Raw genomic sequence first — 17,531 nt, forward strand, 5'->3', positions numbered from 1 at the left:
GTCCATTCCTTTTGTTTTGTTAATCAGTGTTCTACCAATTGTCTGTTCTGAAGGGAGCTACGGGGATACCATAGATGTTGAATACGCTTGCTTGGGTATAATTCTTATAAGCATATCGGACGGCTACCGGATGCTGTACTTTATCGCATGATACGGCAAGACGGGTAGTTTTGGTTTCTATTTCAGCATGGGCCGGGTAGAAAACTTTGTCTTCACCGGCAATTTCAAATCCTTCGAGCGGGGTCCACATAGGACAAAGACCACGTTGTGCGTTGTCCACATTGATGTATATTTTGTTACCTGATATTTCCATGGATTTATAAACAGGAGTGGCGTAACCGAATCCTTTTCGTCCATAAGTTTGGGCAAGTGCCCAAAGAGCCAGGCGATTACCTACCGTTTCTTTATCTGTAGGATGGATAAAGACCGGATGACCTACATCCAGAGTGGTAACCATTCCACTATTAGGAATATCCTTCATATTTTGTTGTTGGACTTCACGCATGCGGGCGGCTGAGGTGCCATCGGCCCCTTCATAATTGAAGGGGGCAATCTCTACGAAGTAAAAAGGGAATTCTCCTATATTCCATTTACTGCGTAAGTCTTTGACAAAAGCAGGCATCAGACTTTGGTATAAATCAGCATTGTCACGATTACTTTCGCCTTGATACCAAAGGAAGCCTTTAATGGTGAAATTCGTGAAAGGAGCTATTTTCCCATTATAGAGTACACATGGAGTAGCTGTGATGTTTTTTACAGGTTCATCATTGTCGAGTATGGCTAAATCAATACTTTTAAATGGGCTTATGGCTTCCCGGCTCATCCATGCTTCTACTTTTGATCCTCCAAGAGAAGATACAATAATACCGACTGGTACTTCCAGTACTTCCTGAATATATCGGGCGAAAAAGTAGGCTGCTGCACTTGTGTGGGATACGTTGACTGGAGTATTCTCTAACCACTCACCTTTACAATCTTCCTGTGGGGTTTTGCTATATTGCCGTACCCATCTTCCATCTTTAGAATCGGTGTTGTAGATGCGGATTGGGGTAGAGGCTTTCGCTTTGGCTATGATATCGTTTGTGCCCTGAGTGGGTTGGCGGTCGAAACCACTCATGGGCATTTCCATGTTCGATTGTCCGGAGCAGAACCAGACTTCGCCTATTAATATATTTTTCAATGTTAAAGCCTCTCCATCGCTGAATGTAATTTCATAGGGGCCTCCGGCTGTTGGTGTGGAGACATTTAATAACCATTTTCCTTGCTTGTCTGCAGTTGTTTTATAGGTTCTGTTATCCCATGATGTTTTTATGGTAACAGACGAGTTTTCTTTGGCTTTTCCCCATAGCTTTACATTTGCTTGTTGTTGCAATACCATGTTGCTACTAAGTACGGAGGGTAATTGTACTTTGGCTTCTACGAATGTGGAGACAGATAAAAAGTGTGTTAATAGTAAAAAAGTAATCAACGATTTTACTTTCATGTGACTAAAAAAAAGTTTTTCCATAATACTGTTTCAATTTGATGATAGAACAAGTTTTTTGTCCTTTGCAACAAAAGTAAACCAGAGATATTACTTCTCTGATTAATTTGTTATTAATTTGCGCATAATATCGGTTTAATTGAATTCAGATTCCAAATTCTCGTGTCCTTTATTTGTTATGGGGGATTTTTTTATACCTTTGCAGAGTGTTCTTTAACGAGATACTATGAAAAGTAAATTGCTAATTTGGATATTATGTTTCTTCTCATTGGGAAATTTGAAGGTGTTGGCTTCTACAGATTATGGCCTTCATTTCAAATCTCATTCTGTGCCAGGCAATGAACGCACCTCTTTGTCTCTTGATGAGAACTCTCCTTTTCATGTGGAGAAGGAGTTTATTATTGATTTTCAAATGTGGGTTCGTAATGAGCCTGATTTCGGGGCTATTCTTCATTTATGTACGAATGAAAATCAATTTCTTCATTTTGTTTTTGCTGCAGGTGATAATAACAGGAATTTTCCAGCTCTCGTTTTCAATGAGGGAATGTTTGCTATTAATACCAATATTGAAAAAGGTAAATGGGTTCCTGTGTCTTTACACCTTAATATAAAGGAGAATCAAATTGATTTGAAATATGATAGTAGGGACACTACGATGGTAGTGCCATTGCGTGGTACCAAAGATATTACAGTTTCGTTTGGAAAATCTCCATATTTCTCGGCAGATGTAGTTCCTATGAATATTAGGGATATAAAAATTACCCGGGATGGGGAACTGATAAGATATTGGAAGTTGTGGAAGCATAATGGCGATGTTTGTCTTGATGAAGTTGAAGGGGCTGTGGCATTAGCTTCTTATCCTTCATGGCTCATTGATAATCATATTGAATGGCGGAAAATATATACAGAGAAAACATCAGGTCGTTTGGATGTCGCTTTTAATGCCCGTGATGCCTTGTTTTATCTTGTGCGACAAAATAAAATAGAAATATTAAATGGTATTTCCGGTAACCAGAACGAGGTCTCTATTGTGGAGGGGTATCCGGCTATGGAGTACACAGATCACATGGTTTATGATACACTGACTAATCAGTTATTGTCTTATTCTTTACACGAAAAGTTGGTTTCAGCTTTGTCTGTCGACGAAGGGAAATGGAGTCTGAATGAAAGACATTTGGATGAGCCTCGTTACTACAACCATGCACGTACGTTTAGTCCGTCTGATTCTTCATTTTATTTTTGGGGAGGATATGGATTCTACCAATATAGGAATAACCTATATCGGTTGAAAGTGGGTATGAAACAGGTTGAAGAAGTTGCATATACCCCTGTTATTTCTCCTCGTTACTCATCTGCAGCAGCTATAGTAGGCGATGAACTGTATATTTTTGGTGGTCGTGGAAATAAACAGGGAAAGCAAGAATTCAATGCTCATTTTTATTATGAGTTGTGTGCCATTAATCTGAAAACGGGAAAGTCTCGTAGTGTATGGAAGAAAAAACAATCTACAGATATGTTGTTGATGGCATCTTCCATGTACTTTGAACCTTCGGACAGTTCTTTTTATGCTGTTAGTTTGAAAGACGGAGGCAGCCTTTGGAAGGTTTTCATGAATGATTCTGCTTGGGTAGAGATATCGAAGCCTATTCGTAATGATTTGGTTCATCAGGATTGCGATTTTAGTTTTTATTCGTCGCCTGCCTATCATAAACTGTATCTGGTGATGGATAAGATTTTGAGTGACCGTACACATGATGTGGCTATTTATTCTATCAATACTCCTTTACTGAATGATAATGAAATTGCGCAGGCGGTGAATAAGGACTTTGCTTCGGTGTGGTTATGGTGGTCATGTGGTATCCTGTTGTTGGGAGGAGCAGTATTCCTTTTATACCGGATAAAATGCAGCAGAAAGAAAGTTGAATTTGAAGATACAAAAGAAGATAATACTCAGGTGGAGGTTCTTCCTGTTAATGAAACGGTAGAGGAGGTTGCAGCGGCAGAAAAGTATTTTGATCGCAGTCGTTCGGCAATCTCTTTGTTGGGCACATTTAATGTTCGTGATAAAGACGGTAATGACATAACAGGAGCTTTTACACCACGATTGAAAAGCTTGCTTATATTGTTGGTGCTTTATACGGAAAAAAGCAAGCAAGGCATCTTGACTAAAAAAGCTACAGATATTCTGTGGTCAGACAAAGAAGAAGAATCTGCTCGCAATAACCGTAATGTGACTTTGCGTAAGTTGCGTATATTGTTAGAAAAAGTAGGTGATGTGGAAGTTGTCAGTGATGCGGGATTTCTGTGTATCAGATGGCATGAGGGAGTATTTTGTGATTATCGGATGGCGTTGGATTGTATTCGTCAATTTAAGGAAAATGGTGATCATGGAGATGACAAGCTCCTGAATCAGATATTGGAAATCTTATTATATGGTCCGTTGCTGTCAAATACCATTGTTGATTGGTTGGATGAATTTAAAGATTCTTATTCCAGTCTTTCTATTGATTTGCTGAGGAATTTGTTGGATGTACAGCGCAATAATTATGATACAGTACTGCGTATTGCTGATATCCTGTTCTTGCATGATCCTCTGAATGAAGAAGCTTTGGCTGCTAAATGCTCTATTCTTTTTATACAAGGTAAAAAGGGTATTGCAAAGAGTGTATATGACCGTTTCTGCAAGGAGTATAAAGATTCATTAGGAGAGGAATATAAGGTCCCCTTATGTAATTTATATAAATGATAATTTATAAGAATAAGAAAAAGCGCTTAATCATAACAATTAAGCGCTTTTTTAATGTCCAATTAATAAAGGATGGCTCTGTTTTTTAAGACTAAGGCTTTTATTTTGCATTCGTGGAAGTATTCTTAAAATCTTCCAATGAAAAGTTAAACTGATGTCTAATTTAGTCTTTAAACTATGAAAAAGTACTTGTTGATCGGATTGTTTTTATTAGGTTTGTTTATCTATCCTATTAAGGCCATTTCAGGTAACACTCCTGAAGAATTATATGAGAGTTTGCAAAAACGGTTGGCTTCCGGTTGGAATACCTGGGATACCCGTAGTGTGCTGACTCATGTATTTCTTCCTTATGGTTTTGCTGTCGACCTGAATATGATGGATGCAGATGGAAGTCGTGTAAGGAAATTCAGAATCGGAGATAGGGCTAAAGGAGCGCCATTATTGCAGCCGGGACCTCATTCATTTGATGGAGCTTATACCAAAATGACCATAGATTGGAGAGGATATAAGTTGCAGGTAGAAAGTGCTGCTATGGGACTTAAAAACGTAATTCTAATCAGACCACTGGCTGAGACGAAGAAAGGAGGACGATTGGTGGTTATCCCTGAAAGTCTTTGGAAACGGGGCAATACACTTAGCGTGGATAGTTTAGGATTTACATTGGCATCACGTGATAAAGTTGTTGAAATCAAAACTTATATAGAGGGTGAACTTCTGGAAAAAAAAGGAAAGGAGTTTATTCTGTCTTTAGATACTCCGGTTGCTATCTGTTGCGGAGAAAATATGGAATTGGATGATGCAATTGCTTTCATTAATGATCGTGCCCGGGATTTTATTAATTCTAATCAGAAACAATTTGGTGAAAATTATGATTGCTATAATGCCATGCAAAGTGTTTTGGCTTGGGATAATATATATGATCCTGGCATTAGGAGGGTGATTACTCCTGTAAGTCGGATTTGGAGTTCTGAATGGTTTGCCAGTGAAGATTTTGGTGGTTTTACACTGTTCTGTTGGGATACTTATTTTGCATCGATGATGCTTGCTGTTGGCAATAAAGAATTGGCTTATGCAAATGCTGTAGAGATAACTAAAGCGATAACAGAGCGTGGATTTGTACCCAACTGTTTTTATAGCAATAATTTTAAGTCAAGAGATCGTTCTCAGCCACCTGTTGGTTCTTTGGCTGTCTGGACAATATATAAGCAATATCAAGAAAAATGGTTCTTGGAGTTATTATATAAAGAATTACTAACCTGGAATCGCTGGTGGAGCCAGAATAGGGAGGATGGAGGGTTATTATGCTTAGGTAGTAATCCTTATGAAAAGGTTACTTATTTCAGGTCTGAGTTTGATACGGATTGTCACTATGGCGCTGTTTTGGAATCAGGATTGGATAATTCTCCAATGTATGATGGAGTACCTTTTAATAAACAAAAACATTTGCTGGAGCAGCATGATGTAGGTATGTCTTCTTTATATATCATGGATTGTGATTATCTGGCTTTAATAGCGGAAGAACTTGGCTATAAAAAAGATGTAACCGAACTTAGAAAACGCGCGGAATATTATCGCAATAATTTGGCAGGGTTGTGGGATGATAAGACTGGATTTTACTATAATCGTTCTACCAGAGATCTGAAATTTAATTACCGTACTTCACCCACTTGCTTTTATCCACTGCTGGCAAAAGTACCTACAAAGAATCAGGCTGAGAGGATGATAAAAGAGCATTTGCTGAACACTGATGAATTCTGGGGGGAGTACGTAATTCCTTCTGTACCTAAAAATGATCCTGCATTTAAAGATAATGAATATTGGCGGGGACGCATTTGGGCTCCATTGAATTTTCTGGTATACTTAGGATTGAATAACTATGAATTTCCGGAAGTGAGACATGCCTTTGCCGAAAAATCCCAAAAATTATTATTGAAATCCTGGTTATCACATGGATATGTCTTTGAGAATTACAATGCTCTCACTGGTGAAGGCGATGATGTTGTGCGAAGCGATAAGTTCTATCATTGGGGGGCATTGCTGGGATATATCGCTCTTATAGAGAATGGAGTTGTAAGTAAATGTAATTAATAATAATCGATCATGAAAAATATAATTTTGATTATCAGTTTTTTGTTTTGTACAGTTTCTATTGTATATGCCCAGAAACAGCCTTTTTTAAAGGATTCCTGGAAAGGGGATATGACCTCTGTAAAACAAGAGAAAGGAAGGTTGAAGATAGCATCTGTTGCTGTACCCGAAATATGTTGGCATTTAGATGCTTTTTCTAAAAAGGTGAGTATGTATAGAAATGTGCAATTGAACGATGTGAATAGAACTGTTTGGTGTAGTTTTCTGGCGTTGAAAGAAAAAGGAAACTCGCGTTTGGGCTTTTCATTTGAGAAAGGTAATAGTGAAAAACTATTTGTTGAAGTCAAACAGACGCAGGAGCCTCAGTTGGTTGTAGTACGTATCGATTTTTCTGAAAAGGCTGATAAGGCATATGTTTTTTATAGCCCTACCGCAGCTTCTGTTCCTGATTTGGAAAATGCCGAGTATACTTTATCGGGTAAATTTGATTTTGACCGCATTAGAATCATAGCAGAAAAAGGGAGCAAAGGGATTTTTAGCGATGTCTCTTTGGGTGAGAATTATCAGGATGTAGTACATCCTAATGTCTTACAAGTTGTAGCGAAGGAAGGACAACCACAAACAGTTCTTTCCTGGGAAAAGAAACAGCAGGCTTTGTGGATTCATACTTCAGGTGGAACTTTGTATTTGCAACCTTATAATATAGGAAGTGTACATGTGATGTTCGGCTCTGAGAATGAAATAAAAGAATATAAGAGTTTTGCCGTAACGCAACAGGCAAAAGTGGCAGAGTTTAAAGTGGAGGATACTCAGGAAGATATTGTATTACGTTCTTCCCGTTTAGTTGTTACTGTGAATAAGAATAAAGGGTATATCAGTCTACTTGATGAGTCTGGAAAAATTTTACTGAAAGAGTTTCCGGAAAAAGCGAGAATGAATATGTGTGGAGATTCTGTCAATGCATATTGTAAGTTCCAGTTACGAGATGAAGAAGCTTTATATGGTTTGGGGCAGTTCAGAGATAACTTAATGAACTTGCGGAATGCCAAACGGGAACTGGTTCAGTTTAATACGCAAGCTGCGGTACCGGTTATTTATTCTACTGGTGGTTGGGGATTGTTTTGGGATAATCCTTCCCGGACTATTTATACAGACAATAGTACCGGTATGAGTTTGGCTTCTGATTACGGTAAGATCGTTAACTATTATCTTTTTGTAGGTGATAAAATGGATAATTTGGTAGCTGCATATCGTTCTTTGACGGGAGGGGCTCCGATGTTGCCCGATTGGGCTTTAGGTTATCACCAAAGCCGTAACCGTTATGCTACGCAAAAAGAGGTGATGGAGATAGCTAAAAAGATGAAGGAAGAGGATATTCCTGCAAGTACTATCTTTATAGATTATCATTATTGGGGTAAGTACGGAACAGGTTCACATAGGTTTGATGAAACTTTATTCCCTGATGTTCCTTCAATGTTGGACAGTCTCCATAACATTTATGATATGAAGGTAGTTTTGACAATGTGGCCCTGCTTCAAACCGGGTATCCCTAATTATAATGAAATGTCACAAAAAGGGTATATATTGGAAGGAGCCAAAGCTATTGACGGCTATATATATGATACTTTTAATCCGAATGCAGCCAAAATGTATTGGGATAAGGTATCTTCTTTAGTGGACTTGAATATCGATGGCTGGTTTTTAGATGGACCGGAACCTGACCATGTAGCCTCATACTTGCCACTTAATACTTATGCCGGACCAGCTCAGAAGGTGCGAAATGTATACCCTTTGGTTCATGCATCACATTTTTATGAAGGAATAACCAAAGCTCGTCCCGGTATCCGTCCTTATATGTTGACCCGTTGCGCGTGGGCTTCCCAACAAAAGTGGGGAACGGCTGTGTGGTCTGGTGATATTCCAACGACATTTGCCGAATTACAAACGCAGGTCGCAGCAGGATTAAACTTTACAGCAACGGGAATCCCCTACTGGACTACAGATATTGGTGGTTATTCAGGAGGAGACCCTTCTAAAAAAGATTATCAGGAATTGTTTGTACGTTGGTTTCAGTATGGAACATTCTGTCCCGTTTTTCGCTGCCATGGACGTCGTTATCCGGGAGATACGAAAGCACCGAATGAGTTATGGGCATACGGACCAGAAGTACAACGTATCTGTACTGACCTTATAAAGTTGCGATACCGGCTTTTGCCTTATATTTATACCCTATCAGGTAAAGTTACTCACGAGCATTATACACCAATGCGCTTACTGGCTTTTGATTTTGCTTATGATCAAAATGTATTAGACTGTAAAGATCAGTTTATGTATGGACCTGCTCTCCTGGTTTGCCCCGTTTTGGAGGCAGGAGCAACTTCCCGCTCTGTATATCTGCCACAAGGATGTACCTGGGTAGATTTCTGGACCGGTGCAATCTACCAAGGAGGAACTACAATTACTGCAGAAGCACCTCTGGATAAAATGCCTTTGTTTGTGAAGTCTGGTTCTATCATCCCCTATTATACTTCTGTTGAGAAAAATATTAATGTTGATGTTCCGCTTGAGATTCATGTCTTTGGTGGGGAAAACGCAAGTTTCAATTTATACGAAGATGATGGTGAGACGTTGAAATATAAAAATGGCAATTATAGTACTATTCCGTTTAAGTGGAATGATCGTACAAAGGAATTTATAGTTGGAGAACGCACTGGCGATTATGCTGTAAAGGACAGGGACCTTATTATTAAACTCAAAGGTAAAGATGTGATAAAGAGGATAAAATATAGTGGTAAAGAAATAAAAGTTATATTGAAATGAGCTTTAGGAAATTTATAATAGTTAGTTTCTTTTTCTTATCTTTCTTTGCAAATCTTTTTGCGGATGGAAGTGTTAGGGGGTGGATTATTCTGTCTGACAATATGGAACGTGCTATCCGGACAATAAAAACAGCAAAAGAGTATAATATCAATCAGCTTCAGTTGTCCCATGAGATCATCCATGATTTAAAGGCCATTAAAGAAGAAAAGGTATGTGAACAGGTTAATAAACTCATTCGTCTTGCACATTTAGAAGGTATTGATGAAGTGTTGCTTTGGGATCATAGCTTATATTCTCTGGATTATTATCCATCGTGTTTTAGAACAGGACCTAATGGTACAATAAATCTGGATAATCCTAAATTCTGGGAATGGTTTAAAGATGACTATCGCCGGATGCTCAACAGGGCTCCTGAAGCAGATGGACTTGTGCTAACATTTATTGAAACTGGAGCTTATGCGGAAAAGCAGTACTCAATGAATATGAAAACCCCTGAGGAAAAACTGGCAGCTGTTGTAAATGCTATTTCCGATGTTGTTATTGGTGAAAGAGGAAAGAAACTCTGTATTCGTACTTTTGCTTATTCGGAAGAAGAGTATAAGAGTACTGTTGGATGTATAGAGCATATAAAGAGTGATAAGGTCATTTTAATGATGAAAGAAACCCCTCATGATTTCTTTCTGACACATCCGGATAACTCCTATATCAGAAAGATGAATAGACCTACAATTGTAGAGTTTGATTCTGGTAATGAATACAGTGGGCAAGGTGTTGTTGCTAACACATGGCCTGAATATACAATGAAAAGATGGGGTAGTTATATTAACTGTCCCAATGTTACCGGATATGTTGCAAGGACGGATCGTTATGGAGATACCAGCATAGTAGGAACAGCTAATGAAATTCAGTTGTATGCACTGAAGCGGATGACGGAAGAACAAACTGTATCTCCAATGCAAATCTATAATGAATTTATTACGTCGAGGTATGGTGAGGATGCTTTGTTGCCCATTAGAAAAGCGTTTCAAAATGCATATGATATAGTCACATCTGTTTTTTATACCTTAGGAACAAATCTAACAGATCATTCTTCTCTAAATTATGAAAACAATAAATGGGGATATAGCAGGCATGTGTCTGGAAGATGGATTGATCCGCCTATGGTTCTTGTTAAGCATGATATAAATAAAACATTTCATTATTGGAAAGATATTATAAATCATATTGCTCCTGTACACTTTAAGTCATTATCATCTCCGTTAGCTGTTGAAGTGAAGACCGTTTTTGATAATCAATGGATAGAACCTGATGAAAAAATGGATAGTGTATATTATAATTATATTCTAACTGAAAAACAGTATGGAGTTAAACTTGCTTCCGCAGCAGTATCTGAAATAGAAAAGGTAAAGCCTTTATTAGATTCTGCGGCATATAATGATTTATACCAACTATTTTATCGTACTTATTTGACTGCATGTTTGCATGAAGCTGTATGTACGGCGTATTATGGTTCCAGAATATATGTCAGAGCTAAGCAATTTCATCCTGCAGGTTTGAAGGAACGTATTTTTTTATCACTAAAAAAAATAGAACAAGTTTCGGAGGATATGAATTTATTGGTGAATACATATCCTGTCGGTCAATATGACTGGTTGAATGATGTAAAGATTGCTTTAAGATGCAGGAGTAGAGTTCTGAAGATGTTGAATTCAAAATCGCTCCAAAATGAATAAATTCCTCCAATGGATAAAGTTGGATCATAAGTTTGTTCCCCAATCGTTCTATGTATTAACAAAGAAGCGATTAATCTTTTAATTTAATTCAAAATTAAGCACCAGATAAGCGTGATATCACTCAATTTTTAATCTTAGGCATGTAATTTTGCCATATCAAAACGATAATAATAGGTTCGATAATAAGTTCTTTTTTTAAGAATAAAATACAAGATTGTATTTAGGATAACAATTTAAAAAAGATAAGTAAATTGAAAGAATACATAACTTTAAAAGAAATGCATATGAAAGATACAAGTTAACCAAAGACACATCCTTCCTACTTATTTGATCTAAAGGATACGTTATTTTTTATGAAAAACAATTTTAAAAGTGAGATTATGAAACACATGAAAAACAAATCTAATTTTGTGAAAGTTAGCAAATACACTTATTGGTGTGTGCTAATGATGTTCTTGATGGTGCTTACTCCGATGCGTGCACAAACTTCCCGAAGTATATCCGGGCAGGTTGTTGACGAATTGGGTGAAGCAATTATTGGTGCTAATGTGACTGTAGTTGGAAATAAGTCATTAGGTACTATAACTGATATTGATGGAAATTTTACTCTAACGGTTCCTCAAGGAACAACATTGGAAGTTTCTTATATTGGTTATGTGAATAAAAAAGTGGCAGTGGATAACAAAACCAGCTATAAAATTACTTTAAAGGAAGACTCTGAACAATTGGATGAAGTAGTGGTAGTAGGATATGGTACTCAGAAGAAAGTGAATTTGACGGGTGCTGTGTCTGCTATTACTAATGAAGAGTTAGTTGCTACCAAAAGTCAAAATGCTCAGAATATGTTGACTGGTAAGGTTCCTGGCGTTCGTGTAATTCAAAAAACATCTGAACCGGGTGAATTTACTAACCAGTTTGATATCCGTGGTTTTGGTTCTCCACTAATCGTAGTTGATGGTGTTCCTCGTGGCAATTTACAACGTATGGACCCGAATGAAATTGAATCAATTTCTGTTTTGAAAGATGCTTCGGCTGCTATATATGGTGTACGTGCGGCTAATGGCGTTGTCTTGATTACTACAAAGAAAGGTGAAAAGAATAAGCCAAAGATTGAATACAATATGTATTATGGTATTCAAACTCCGGCAGAAATGTTGGAGCCTGTAGGTGCTGTAGACCGTATGAGACTATTTAATGAAAAGTCAATGCGTAATCTGACAAATCCGCAGCTTACTTATTCAGATGAGCAGATTGAAGAGTATCTGAATAGAACATTGAAATCTACTGATTGGTATGATGCGGTAATTCGTAATTCAGCTCCCCAGCAGCAACACAATGTTTCATTGAGTGGTGGAAGTGAAAAAACTGATTATTATGTAAACTTCGGTTATACAGATCAGGAAGGTTTCTTCAAGTCAAAAGCAATGGATTATAATCGTTATAATCTTCGTGCAAATTTGAATGCAGAAGTAGCTAAGAATTTGAAGGCTTCAATTAAAATAAATGGTATAATTGATAGTAAACAACGTCAGTACTTATCAACTTGGGAGGTTTATAAAGCTTTGTGGCGTGCAAGTCCTAATGAGAAATTGTATGCTAATGATAATCCGGAATATTTCCAAAAGATGTCATCCGACCAGTTGAATCTTCTGGCAGCAACAGATCCTGATGTTTCCGGTTATAATAAGACAACAAATAAAATCTTCCAGTCTACGATGGAACTTGAATATGCTGTGCCATTTGTAAAAGGTCTGAAGGTGAAAGGCATGTTCAGCTATGATACTTCTATAGCTGATAATACCATATATAAGAAAGAGTATAATGAGTATACTTATAGTGAAGCAACTAATACGTATACTGCTTATGCTATGCAGTCACCGACTAATCTGGAACGCTATTATGGTAATTCATGGACTACTTTGTGGCAAGCTTCTGTAAGCTATGAGAATACTTTTGCATCAAATCATAATGTATCTGGATTGTTGCTGTTTGAAGAAGCACACAGTGTAGGTGATAACATTCGTGCAGCTCGTGATTTCTCTATTCCTTTGCCTTATTTATTTGCAGGTAATTCAGCTAATCAAGTTGGTACAGCTAATGCAAATGGATTGACAGAAAGTGCTTCTCAGGCGTTGGTTGGTAGATTTAATTATGATTATAAAGGACGTTATTTGTTAGAATTCGCCTTTCGTTATGACGGTTCTTCCAAATTCCCGTCACATAGCCGTTGGGGCTTTTTCCCCAGTGCTTCTGTGGGGTGGCGTATGAGTGAAGAAACTTTCATAAAAGATAAATTGCCGTTTGTTAACAACCTGAAACTTCGCGGTTCTTATGGTAAGATGGGTGATGATTCTGTTGCTGATTATCAATTTATTTCCGGATATGATTACCCGAATACCAGTGGTGATAAATTTAATAAAACTCCGAAAGGATATTTTTTCAATGGCTCATTCATGAATTCATTAGGTTTCCGTGCGGTAGCCAATCCTAATATTACGTGGTACACTGTTAAGACTCTGAATGTGGGAATTGATGCTGATTTGTGGAATGGCCTATTAGGTGTTTCTTTTGATTTATTTCAGCGTGACCGTGATAACCTGATGGCTAATCGTATTGCTACTATTCCAGGAACATTCGGTGCTGCAATGCCTAAAGAGAATTTGGAGAGTGACCGTACAAAAGGTTTTGAAGTTGAACTAAGACATCGCAATCGTGTGGGGCAGGTTAATTATAGTGTTTCTGGAAACATTGCTATTACTCGTTCCATGTGGCGTTACAAAGAACGCACCCCGTCAGGTAACTCATATGATAACTGGAGAAATAACTTAACTAATCGTTATAATGACATTTGGTTTGGTTATGGGGCAGACGGTCGCTATACCTCATGGGAACAAATTGCTAACTCTCATATATTTGCTGGTAATGCAACTCTTCCTGGTGATTATATTTATGAAGACTGGAATGGTGATGGTACAATTGATGATATGGATAGATATCCTATTGCTACAACTACTAATTCTACTGCTGCTAATTTCCAGGATAAGAAAAATTATCCGTTGATGAACTTTGGTTTAACTCTTTCTGCTCAATGGAAAGGTTTTGATGTTAATATGACTTTCCAAGGTGCTGCAATGTCCTATGTATCTTATGGTGAACAGTTGTCAGCCCCCTTGCAATTTAATGGTAATGCTTTGGATATGTTCTTGGACAGATGGCGTCCAGTTGATACAAAGCAAGATCCCTACGATCCTTCTTGCCAATGGATTTCAGGATATTATTCATATGGTGGTACAACTCCGGATGTTAATTCTGAATTCTCTATTCAGAAAGGTACTTATTTGCGTTTGAAGACGGCTGAAATAGGTTACACTTTACCAAAGAATTGTTTGTCATTCGTAGGTATAAAGAATTTGAGAATTTATATGAATGGATATAACTTGTTCACTATAACAGGTGTGAAAGGTGTCGATCCGGAAAGACCGGCTGAACTCTATGGATATATGTATCCGTTGAATAGAACATATAACTTTGGTGCAAGTGTTACATTTTAAGTAAAAGGAGATTATCGTATGAAAAAGCTAAGAAATATATTGATGTGTGTTGCTATAGGAGGTCTGTTTGTAGGATGCCAGGATTTGGATATTCCTCCTAAGAATATTCTGTCGGGAGAAGATATATATAATGAAGGTGGTATTACAGCCTATATGGCAGGTTTGTATAGTCAGTTGCCGATGGAAGATTTTAATATGTCAAATGATGGTGATTACAATGGTTTTTATAACTGGAATTGCATTATTTGGGATATGCTCAGCACGGGTGAAACTGTAAATCGTAACAATACAGGTATTTATATTCCCCAAAAGGGATATTGGAGTATGGGTTACAAAACGATTCGCCAGGCTAATGATCTGATTGCTAATCTGCCTGCATATGTGGGAAAGCTGAAAGGTGCTGAATCATGGATTGCTGAAGCAAAGTTTATTCGGGCTTATGTTTATTTTGCGATGGTAAAACGCTATGGCGGTGTACCTATTTTGGAAACACCACAGGAAATGACTGATGATGAGAAGGCATTGTGGGTAGCGCGTAGTAGTCATGAAGAGTGTATAGACTTTATTCTTTCAGATTTAGATTATGCCATTGAGAATTTAGGTAAAACCAAAGTGGCAGGCCGTGCAAATAATACTTATGTAGCAGCAGCTTTCAAGTCGCGTGTTGCTTTGTATGCTGGCTCTGTTGCCCGTTATGGACAAACATTTAATTATTCAGGAAGTGAAAGTGGCAAAATGCTTACTGGTATTCCTGCAGGGAGAGCCAATGATTATTTTATGCAGGCTTATAAAGCATCCAAGATTGTAGAAGAAGGTGGTTATAAATTATATGAAGGTAACTCTGATAAAGAAGCCAACTTCCGTGAGATATTTGCGAATGCTGATAAGAGTGATGAATCTATTCTTATCCGTCAGTATAGTAAAAATGACTTTGTTCATAGTTTTGATGCTGTATATTGTCCGCCTCGTATGACAGCAACTTATGGTGACCGTTATAATGTAACATTGGATTGGGTAGAACTGTTTGATGGTCTGCCTATTGATCCTGCAACAGGATACTTGAAAACAACGGATGACGATGGTAATTATATTGTTTACAATGATGTTAAAGACTTATTAGACAATGCAGAACCTCGTTTAAGGGGCTCTATCTTATTACCTGGACATACTTATAAAGGAGTTGAACTGGATATTCGTTTTGGTATAATAAAGGAGGAAATTGATCCGTCTACACCTATTGCCAAGTTTATAAAGGATGATGGACAGACTACCGCCAATTATACAAGTAATGATTGGTTCAAGAATAACGTTTTGACAACAGCCGAGAATATAAAAGAACAAAAGCCTTATGAGACTTCTACAGGTGCGAAACTTAATAAGAGTGGAATGGATGGTCCGGCTAATGGTGGAACGAGTAATACATTGACAGGCTTTCATGGGGCTAAATGGTTGAATTTGAACTGGACTATTGCCGAAACACAGTTGCATAGTTCCACACAATCTTGGATTGATATTCGTTATGCCGAAATATTATTGAATCGTGCCGAAGCTGCATTGGAACTTTACCAGAATGGTGTTACTAGTATCGATGAAAAAGATCTGCAACAGGATGCTTACGAATGTATCAATAAGATACGCTCAAGAGCTGGTGCTGAGTTGCTGACCAGCCCTGCAGAATTATCCAATGTATCACGTGATGGTATTGAACGTGGACAAGGTATCCGTTCGTTTGTATTTGCTCCGAATGAAGGTATGCATATCATTCGTGTAGAACGTTATAAAGAATTGGCTTTCGAGCATAAAATTTATTGGGATCTGCGTCGTTGGTTTACTTTCGATTCACAGATTTATCAATATCGCCGCAGAATGCTGTCTCCATTCTTGTTTGCCAAAGGAGCAACAGTAAATGAAGCTGGCAATCCGGTGGGTAAGTATATTTTTGACACCCGTGTTTGTGAAAGAGCTAATAACTCATTGACATTTGCTACTAAAAATTACTATGATAAGATTCCTGATGGTGAACGTAAGGTAAATCCGTTACTTGAGCAAAATAATCAGTATTAATTAGAAAAAGGAAAATAGTATGAAAAAGATATTTAATTTGCTGTTAGTTACTGCATTAGTTTTAGGCTTTTCATCGTGTGAAAAGGATAATTATGATGCACCGGAAGCAGGTGTCTTCGGGCAGGTCGTAGACCATAATGGTAAACCTCTGCAAACAGCTATGGGACAGGGAAGTATGAAGATACAGATTACGGAATTGAGTTATGCGGGTGGTGATGAATCGATTGTTGTGACGAATCAGAACCTCAATATGAGGCAGGACGGTTCATATTCCAATTCTAAACTGTTTGCAGGTACTTACCGTATGATTCCGTTGGAAGGCGCATTTTATCCTTATGATGCAGAAGGAGAAACGGTGGAACTGAAGAACGGGAAAATGGCAGAACGTAACTTTACTGTTACTCCTTATCTGGAAGTAGAATGGGTTACAGAACCTTACTTGACTTCTGATAATTTTTTGAAATGTGCAGTGAAATTTAAGAGAATAGCAAAAGAAGGAATTGCTATGCCTGATGTAAACAACATACAATTGTATATTTCGCATACGCAGTATTGTGGAACAGAATCTGACGGAAATTATACTCCCGGTTCTGTGAAAATAACTAATGATCAGGAGGGCACAACTATCGAGTTAACTTCTAAAGCTGCTATTAAATATTCCAATACCTATTGGGTAAGAGTAGGTGCGTGCTGTAACGACACTTACAAGAAGTATAACTTTACTGATATCAAGAAAATCGATCTGAAATTGAATTGATTAAATAAGTAGGTAGGTAAGTAAGGAGGGTATTTGTTTCCGTAATAAGTGCTCTCCTTCTTTTTTGAACAAAATTTTAATACTGCTTTTGGTCAGAAGCTCTTTTGTGATATACCCAGTTCGTACTTTCTTCGCTTCTATACGCAACTAAAAATAGCGAAGCAGGTACGAAGCAAGTACAAGGAGGGGATATACATGATACGAAGCGGCTCATTTTGTTCTATTTGTCGGTTACAAATCTGATTAAGGGATGCATCTTATATCGAAGCTGATTATCATGGCAACATAA

At 37.7% G+C, this 17,531-nt stretch carries 8 protein-coding genes; 7 read left to right on the top strand and 1 reads right to left on the bottom strand.

Annotated features, from left to right (window positions below; all coding sequences use genetic code 11):
* Window positions 1-31 precede the first annotated feature (31 nt).
* Entirely contained in the window at window positions 32-1,507 is a 1,476-nt protein-coding gene (locus QZ135_RS02440) for a sialate O-acetylesterase (protein ID WP_294605633.1), read from the bottom strand.
* A 202-nt stretch (window positions 1,508-1,709) separates the two neighbouring features.
* Between QZ135_RS02440 and QZ135_RS02445 the strand changes: the two genes are divergently transcribed.
* The 7 genes from QZ135_RS02445 to QZ135_RS02475 all read left to right on the top strand — a co-directional run bounded on the left by QZ135_RS02445 (window position 1,710) and on the right by QZ135_RS02475 (window position 17,242).
* Window positions 1,710-4,229, top strand: a complete 2,520-nt coding sequence (locus QZ135_RS02445) for a hypothetical protein (protein WP_294605634.1) — start codon at window positions 1,710-1,712, stop codon at window positions 4,227-4,229.
* A gap of 177 nt (window positions 4,230-4,406) precedes the next feature.
* Window positions 4,407-6,317 (top strand): trehalase family glycosidase, encoded by a 1,911-nt coding sequence (locus QZ135_RS02450; protein WP_294605636.1) that lies wholly within the window; start codon window positions 4,407-4,409, stop codon window positions 6,315-6,317.
* A gap of 12 nt (window positions 6,318-6,329) precedes the next feature.
* The gene (locus QZ135_RS02455) at window positions 6,330-9,137 is read left to right on the top strand and encodes a TIM-barrel domain-containing protein (RefSeq protein WP_294605638.1); all 2,808 of its coding nucleotides are present in this window, start codon (window positions 6,330-6,332) and stop codon (window positions 9,135-9,137) included.
* Window positions 9,134-10,870: a hypothetical protein gene (locus QZ135_RS02460; protein WP_294605640.1), complete on the top strand. Its 1,737-nt coding sequence runs from the start codon at window positions 9,134-9,136 to the stop codon at window positions 10,868-10,870. The genes QZ135_RS02455 and QZ135_RS02460 overlap by 4 nt, the downstream gene beginning before the upstream one ends.
* A gap of 389 nt (window positions 10,871-11,259) precedes the next feature.
* Entirely contained in the window at window positions 11,260-14,421 is a 3,162-nt protein-coding gene (locus QZ135_RS02465) for a TonB-dependent receptor (protein ID WP_294605642.1), read from the top strand.
* An 18-nt stretch (window positions 14,422-14,439) separates the two neighbouring features.
* On the top strand, window positions 14,440-16,485 hold the full coding sequence (locus QZ135_RS02470) for a RagB/SusD family nutrient uptake outer membrane protein (protein WP_044265975.1): 2,046 nt from the start codon (window positions 14,440-14,442) through the stop codon (window positions 16,483-16,485).
* A gap of 19 nt (window positions 16,486-16,504) precedes the next feature.
* A complete protein-coding gene (locus QZ135_RS02475) occupies window positions 16,505-17,242 on the top strand; it encodes a DUF3823 domain-containing protein (protein WP_044265978.1) in 738 nt (245 codons plus the stop codon).
* The last annotated feature ends 289 nt before the right edge of the window (window positions 17,243-17,531 follow it).

It is taken from the genome of uncultured Bacteroides sp., assembly GCF_905207245.1.
Taxonomy (GTDB): domain Bacteria; phylum Bacteroidota; class Bacteroidia; order Bacteroidales; family Bacteroidaceae; genus Bacteroides.

Excerpts from the sequence above, each read along its gene's own strand:
- QZ135_RS02455 (WP_294605638.1), top strand. The coding sequence starts at position 6,330 with ATGAAAAATATAATTTTGATTATCAGTTTTTTGTTTTGTACAGTTTCT.
- QZ135_RS02470 (WP_044265975.1), top strand. The coding sequence starts at position 14,440 with ATGAAAAAGCTAAGAAATATATTGATGTGTGTTGCTATAGGAGGTCTG.
- QZ135_RS02475 (WP_044265978.1), top strand. The coding sequence starts at position 16,505 with ATGAAAAAGATATTTAATTTGCTGTTAGTTACTGCATTAGTTTTAGGC.
- QZ135_RS02465 (WP_294605642.1), top strand. The coding sequence starts at position 11,260 with ATGAAAAACAAATCTAATTTTGTGAAAGTTAGCAAATACACTTATTGG.
- QZ135_RS02440 (WP_294605633.1), bottom strand. The coding sequence starts at position 1,507 with ATGGAAAAACTTTTTTTTAGTCACATGAAAGTAAAATCGTTGATTACT.
- QZ135_RS02460 (WP_294605640.1), top strand. The coding sequence starts at position 9,134 with ATGAGCTTTAGGAAATTTATAATAGTTAGTTTCTTTTTCTTATCTTTC.
- QZ135_RS02450 (WP_294605636.1), top strand. The coding sequence starts at position 4,407 with ATGAAAAAGTACTTGTTGATCGGATTGTTTTTATTAGGTTTGTTTATC.
- QZ135_RS02445 (WP_294605634.1), top strand. The coding sequence starts at position 1,710 with ATGAAAAGTAAATTGCTAATTTGGATATTATGTTTCTTCTCATTGGGA.